The sequence below is a fragment of the Planctomycetota bacterium genome (assembly GCA_026387035.1).
Lineage (GTDB): Bacteria > Planctomycetota > Phycisphaerae > FEN-1346 > FEN-1346 > JAPLMM01.
Genome location: JAPLMM010000105.1, coordinates 1 through 5,239, shown reverse-complemented (window position 1 = coordinate 5,239; position 5,239 = coordinate 1). Strand labels below are relative to the sequence as shown.

General features: G+C 68.4%; 5 protein-coding genes. 1 reads left to right on the top strand and 4 read right to left on the bottom strand.

Annotation, left to right across the window (positions count from 1 at the left end; all coding sequences use genetic code 11):
* The coding region (locus NTX40_03750) for a hypothetical protein (protein MCX5648200.1) at positions 1-234 on the top strand (234 nt) is incomplete at its 5' end.
* 256 nt (positions 235-490) lie between these two features.
* Here NTX40_03750 and NTX40_03745 read toward each other — a convergent pair.
* From NTX40_03745 to NTX40_03730, 4 genes are all read right to left on the bottom strand, one after another.
* Complete coding sequence (locus NTX40_03745; protein ID MCX5648199.1) at positions 491-2,977, bottom strand: adenylate/guanylate cyclase domain-containing protein; 2,487 nt, start codon at positions 2,975-2,977, stop codon at positions 491-493.
* Positions 2,978-3,097: 120 nt separating this feature from the next.
* Positions 3,098-3,991 carry a hypothetical protein gene (locus NTX40_03740; protein MCX5648198.1) on the bottom strand — a complete coding sequence of 298 codons (894 nt, stop codon included), beginning with the start codon at positions 3,989-3,991 and terminating at the stop codon, positions 3,098-3,100.
* On the bottom strand, positions 3,988-4,536 hold the full coding sequence (locus NTX40_03735; protein MCX5648197.1) for a hypothetical protein: 549 nt from the start codon (positions 4,534-4,536) through the stop codon (positions 3,988-3,990). The genes NTX40_03740 and NTX40_03735 overlap by 4 nt, the downstream gene beginning before the upstream one ends.
* 84 nt (positions 4,537-4,620) lie before the next feature.
* Positions 4,621-5,239, bottom strand: a 619-nt coding sequence (locus NTX40_03730) for a hypothetical protein (GenBank protein MCX5648196.1), incomplete at its 5' end; no start/stop codon positions are given.

Sequence of the window (5,239 nt, the reverse complement as noted above, 5' to 3'; positions counted from 1 at the left end):
GGCGAGGCGGAGATCCTCGTGACGGCCCTTTCGGGGAGCCTCGTGACGACGAACCTCCGGGACTCAAGCGCCCTCGTGTACTGGGTGCCGGAAAAGACGGAAGGGTTCGTACGGACGTTCTACGTGTCGGGCGTGCCGCTGCCGGCCGAAGGGTTTTCGTGCGAACTGGAGATCCGTCCGGCCGAGGAGAAGCCGGCGGAGGAGAAACCTGCGGGTGCGAGAAGCGGGGTGTAGGAAAATCGCGGCAGCGACCGAGGGGTAGAAAGCCGCTGCCGCTTTGAAAGACGGCGGTTAGCCGCCCTTCTTTTTTCTCTTGCTTACCCAGACTATCTCACACCGCCGGTGAGATGAAGACCTGCCCTTTCGAACTGAAACCGCTCGCTCAAGAGAATGGATGCCCGAATCGCTCCGCACTAATTGTATATGGCCGCGCCAGGGCCGGTTGTCAAGCAGAAACTAAAATTTCCCGTTCCAGCGGCCTCCGCTCCTGCTATTTGGGCTTGGCGAGGTTCCAGGGCTCGTCCGGGGCCATTCGTCCGGCCCTGGCGGCCTCGATCCGCTCGCGGAGGATCTGGGAGGGGCCGTCCTGGGGATCGGCGGCCAGGACCTCGCCGATGGCTGCATCGGCGGCGGCGAAGTCGCCGGCCGCAAGAGCGTCCACAGCCCGGCCGAAGGCGCCGGCAACCGCCTTCACCTCGGGCGAAGCAGGCTCGATGGCGAGCGGCTCGTAAAGCACGATGGGATCGGACTTTCCGCGAATCCGCGCCGGACCGAACCGCCGGAATACGACCGCGTCGCCGCACGCCTGGCGTGTGGCCTCGGGAACGAGGATGCGGCTTCGGAGCCAGCGGTTGGCCTCTTCCAATCTCCCGCCGAGGTTCACCGTGTCGCCCATGGCGGTGTAGTCGAATCGCTGCTCCGAGCCGAAGTTACCGACGATGGCCGGGCCGCTCGAGAGGCCGACGCGCATGGCCAGGCGCCGGCCTTCGGGCAGAAGGCCGAGGTCCACGAGTTCGCGGTTGACGCGCGGGAGGGCGGCATGCATGGCGAGGGCGGCCCGGACGGCCCGGAGGGCGTGGTCCTCGGTCCGCACGGGGGCACCGAACAGGGCGAGGATCCCATCGCCCTCGTACTTGTCGAGTTTGGCTCCTTCGGCCAGGATGATATTGGTCATGGCCGTCAGGTACCGGTTCAGGAGGGCGACCAGACGCTCCGGTTCCAGTTGCTCCGAGAGGGACGTGAAGCCGGCGACGTCGCTGAAGAGGAAGGTGATTTCGCGCCGCTCGCCGCCGAGCCGCAGGCTCTCGGGGTCGCGCTGGATCTCATCGAGCAGTTCCGCGGAAAGGTATTGCTGGAAGGCCCGTGCGATCCACCGTCGGCTGCTAGCCTCGGTCAACTGGCGGTAAGCCGAGACGCCCGCGAAGGCGACCAGACCCGTCAGCACGGGCCCCGCCAGCGGCAGAAGGAGCGCCGCCGACGCTGACACCGACCACGCAACAACCGCCACCAGACCGGAGAGGGCAACGGTAGCGGCGATGCCCCAGCCCGTCGGCAACCGCGCCGTGGCCGCCGCCACGACCCAGGCAAAGAGGACGGCGATGAGCCACTCGGCCCACGCCGACAGACGCGTAAACGCGACGCCCGACAGGATCGTCTGCATCGCCGCCGGATACACCGTGACGCCGGGCTGGATCCGGCTGATGGGGGTCCTGTGCTGGTCGGAAACGGCGGTGGCGTTGAGGCCGACGACGCACAGGCGTCCCTCGACGTGGGGCCGGAGCCGCGTGGCGGCGCGCTCGGCGCCGGCCGCCAGTTCTTTCTCCCGGTCGTCATACGCGGCGAGGAACGGCCGAAACGACGCGGTCGCCTTCGCCCGGCGGGTCTCGAGGTCGTCGGTTTCGCCTTCGACAGCCTTCCCCCGGTAGTCGAGCAAAGCCGTGGTCGGGTCCGCCGCGCCAGGAAATAGGGCGCGCAGTTCCTCGAGGACGCGGTCAAGGCGCTGGCGGTGGGCTTCGAGGGCGCGGCGGGCATAGACCAGATCGAGGACCGGCCCCGCGGCGATGCGGTGCATGACACTCAAGGACGAGGGCCACCGCAGGTTCAGTCGCGCCTGGGCATCCACCGGGACGCTCACTCGCTCGCCGCCGTCCGCGGACGAGACGACGAGGCGGCCCCCCTCCAGACGGGCGCGGTAATCGGGACCGAAGCGCCAGAGGCCCGCCATTTCGAGCGCAAGGTGCGGAAAAACGTAATCCCCGGCCCGGACCATGAGGGGCACGCGGCGAAGACTGCCGTCCACGTCTTTCACGACGCTCGTATAGCCGGACCCCGCGCAGGCCTCGGCCAAGGCGGGAAGCATCGGGTTCAGGCCCTCCGCCGCCACAAGTCCCGGCGCCTCCTCGGGCGAGAGGCCTAGCGCGTGGCACTCGAGAAACGGCGGAACCTGGACCTCGGCCGCCGGCGGCACCGGGTCCGAATCGCCGTCTTCGGCGCGGCCGGCGATGTAGAGACTGAACGGCACGAGGACGTTGCCGGCGGCAACGACGCTGGCGCGGAGCGTCTCGTTCGGTTCCGAGAGGATATAGGCCTCCTGGCCGCCGTCGGCGGTCGGTCGCCAGGCGACGTACGCTTCTTCCTCCGTAAAGTACTCGATGTCCAGGACCACGAGGCGCGGGCCCAGGGAGACGAGGGCGTCGAGAAGCGCGGCCTGCTGCGGTCGAGGCCAGGGCCAGCGTCCGGCCCGCGCTAAGGCCGCATCGTCGATCTCGATCGTCGTGACGGGGGCGGTCCCCGTCTCGGCGGGGAGGGAACAGGCGGCCCGCAACATGTCCGAGACGGCAAGTTCGAGGCTGCGGCCGGCGGGCACGACGCCGACGAACGTGGCCGCGAGAGCGCCGAGCGCAAGGGCAATCAGGGAGGCCAGCCAGAGGCGAGCGCGGCGAAAGGTCTTGGGATTAGAACGGGCAGGCTGGGCCAAGGATTTCCCCACCGGGCTCGCCCTTCAGGGATCCGTGTTCGCCGACTCTACGCCACCTCTCCGGCCCGGCCCGCTTGGCCCTTTCCCCCGGCAGGCTGTTGCTCAGGCAACCCGACATCATTAGCCCGGTATCTCGTAGCCGTCTTTCTCGCCACCACCGCCATTGGGCGGGGGAGGCGGCGGGGGCGGCGGCGGGGGCGGCGGCAGAAAGCCCGACTGTCCCGACTGACCGCCGAGGTTAAGCGGGCCGGTGGGACCACCGAGGCCGGGCGGGAACGGGAATCCCGCGCCGCCCTGGAAGGCAGCGAAGAGTTCGTTCAGTTCAAACCCGAACTGGTCGGCGACGTTCGGCAAAAGGCCGAAGGCCTGGAAGAAGATCGGATTCATAAACTGGTTGCTTCCGTTCTGCCCGGGACCGAGGAGCGAGAACTGGCCGAGACCGTTCTGCGCCCCGAGCGACCCCTGGTTCGTCAGGCCGAAGCGGCTCTGCGTGTCCTGAAAATTGCCGGCGAGGACGCGGAACGTCCCCTGCACGGAAAGCGTGGCCGAGGGGGTGACGATCGCGAAATCGCTCTCGATGTTCTCCTTTTCGACGATCGATTGGGTGTTCCCCTGCTTGAGGTAGAGGCGGGTGCGGATGGCGCCTCCCTCGCGCTTGAGTTCGCCGAGGCGGACGACGGAAAGCGCCTCGACCTGCACGAGGCTGTCCACCATGTCGAGGACACAGCGGGCGCGGAAGCCGGTCCGCAGGTCCGCCCCTTCGGCCAACTGCTGGCCGACCTGGACGGGAACCCACGGCTGGCCGACGGCCGGACGCGTCTCGACGGTTCCCTCGACGATCTTCGCGGTGACGGGAACCTTCTCGGGAGCCGGCGCGGCCGCAGGCGCGGCAGGAGCCACGGGAGCCGGGGCGGGTTCGGCAACCGGCGCCTCGGCCCGCACCGCGCTTGCCGCCGCAAAAAAAGCACCGACGGCCAAGAGAATCGTCCCGGCGAGAATCACTCGTGGCATCATTTCTGTTCCTCCGCGGCGCCGCTCGGCCGGCCTTCGACGATCGGCACTTCTTTGCCGGCCTGGGCCAGACGAAAGCGGTCGGCCCGGTCGATGACGCCGACCAGTTCGCCCCCCGTGACGTGGGCGTATTCGGCTCCGCGCACCACGAGTTCCAGGTACACGCACTCCCTGAGGGCAAGGCGCGGCACGGGCCCAAAGAGCCGCATCCAGAGGCCGCCCTTGATGCCGAGCGATCGGCAAACGAGGCTCGCCAGATGGCCCTTGTCGAGGGAGTCGCCGGGCTGGGCTTTCTCGAGCCAGCCGGTGAGAATGCCTTTGCCTCGCAGGTAGTTGCGAGCAGCTTCGAAGTCTGCGCCTGTTTCAGCGCCTTCGCTGACGAAGATCGCGAGGGCGCGGGCGGCATCGGCGGCCGTGGCGACGTCCTTGTACCCGAGTTCGCTGAAGAACTGGGCGTCGGTGCCCGCTTGGCCGGGGACCTCGGCGGCCCAGGCCGCACCAGCCGTCAGCAGACCCGCCGCGGCCATCGCCAGGAATCGCGTGCCCATAGTGCCTTCCCCTTCGAGCCGGAGATCTACGCAAGAGTATTGTAAACCGTAAACCGGGTGGAAGCAAGCGCCTATTGAAGGCTGTCAACGCAAAGTAGAAATGTCCTCTTTCCCGCAAAGTAGAAATGTCCGCTTTTTCTTGAAGGGTCGGCGCCAGGGGTGATCCTCCGGGGGACGATAAGGCGTGGGGGCCGGAGGGCCGGGGGGTGGCCCGGAGGCCCCCACGCCCGGCCGCGGCGTTGGCGTCGCCTTGACCGGGGGTACCTCGTGGAACCGCAGATACCGTCCCCGGAACCGCAGCCGCAGCGACCCGTCCAGTCGTTCCTCCACGATCACCTTCGCTCCGCGCAGGCCGCCCGCAATGGACCGGCGCTGGATCTGATACCGCCGCCCTGCGTGCCGCACCGTGTAATCGTTGGCCACCGTGCGGACGGTCTGAAGGCTCAGGATGGCCGCCAGGTCGTAGCCCTTCGCCGGGCGATGGGCGTCGACCGAGGAGGCCGGCGGCACGGTGAAACGGGCGTTCAGCATCGGCTCGTACTCGGCCTCCAGATAGGCGTTCGCGGAGGGGATGTCCGAGATGCCGCGCAGCCGGAGTTCCTTGACCAGCCGGTCCTGGTCGGTCTGGAAGGACCGCTCGACGCGTCCCTTGGCCTCGGGGCTTGCGGCCGGGATGTAGTCGCTGCCCAGTTCCCGCAGCACC

Bases quoted from the DNA above. Each gene is read 5' to 3' on its own strand.
- NTX40_03740 (MCX5648198.1), bottom strand. From the start codon at position 3,991: ATGATGCCACGAGTGATTCTCGCCGGGACGATTCTCTTGGCCGTCGGT.
- NTX40_03735 (MCX5648197.1), bottom strand. From the start codon at position 4,536: ATGGGCACGCGATTCCTGGCGATGGCCGCGGCGGGTCTGCTGACGGCT.